Source organism: Aureimonas ureilytica, assembly GCF_001475935.1.
Classification (GTDB): Bacteria; Pseudomonadota; Alphaproteobacteria; order Rhizobiales; family Rhizobiaceae; genus Aureimonas; species Aureimonas ureilytica_A.
In genome coordinates this window covers 1-696 of record NZ_LDQA01000166.1, presented here as the reverse complement: position 1 = coordinate 696, position 696 = coordinate 1, and the positions used below count along the sequence as shown (strand labels likewise).

Annotated in this window: 1 pseudogene; it reads left to right on the top strand. The window is 64.8% G+C overall.

Annotated elements, in window-relative coordinates:
- A pseudogene (locus tag NS365_RS23285) lies at window positions 1–605 on the top strand (ABC transporter ATP-binding protein); the annotation flags it as partial.
- Between the last annotated feature and the right edge of the window lie 91 nt (window positions 606–696).

Sequence of the window (696 nt, the reverse complement as noted above, 5' to 3'; positions counted from 1 at the left end):
TTCGTCGGCAGCGTCAGATGGTTATAATAGACAGGGTTAAGACGCTGGCGACCCCCGCCAACATCCTCGTTCTGGACGAGCCGACCAACGATCTCGACATGGAGACGCTGGACCTTCTTCAGGAACTCATCGCCAATTATCCCGGCACGGTCCTGCTCGTCAGCCACGACCGCGACTTTCTCGACCGCACGGTGACGAGCGTGATCTCGCCCGAGGAGAACGGGCGCTGGCTGGAATATGCCGGCGGCTACAGCGACATGGCCGCCCAAAAGCGCGGCGCGCAGAAGGAAGCGCGAAAGGCCGAGAAGCCGAAAACCGCCGCGTCAGGATCTTCGGCCGCAGCTGCGCCCAAGCCGGCAGGGGCGGCGACCAAGCTCTCCTTCAAGCAGAAATTCGCGCTGGAGAATCTGCCCAAGGAGATCGCCAAGCTGGAAGCCGCGATAGCCAAGGCCGAGGCCGAGATGGCCGACCCCGCGCTCTTCACCAAGAACCCCGATCGCTTCTCCAAGCTCGCGGGCGCCATCGAGAAGGACCGCGCGGCGCTGGCCAAGGCCGAGGACGAATGGCTGGAGCTGGAAATGCTGCGCGCCGAGATGGAGGGTTGAGCTTCAGGCTCAGCCGCCCCTCACCGCCTTCCAGGCCGGGGCGATCACCCGGCCGACGATCGGAATCAGCGCGAATCCGACGACGAGGCCG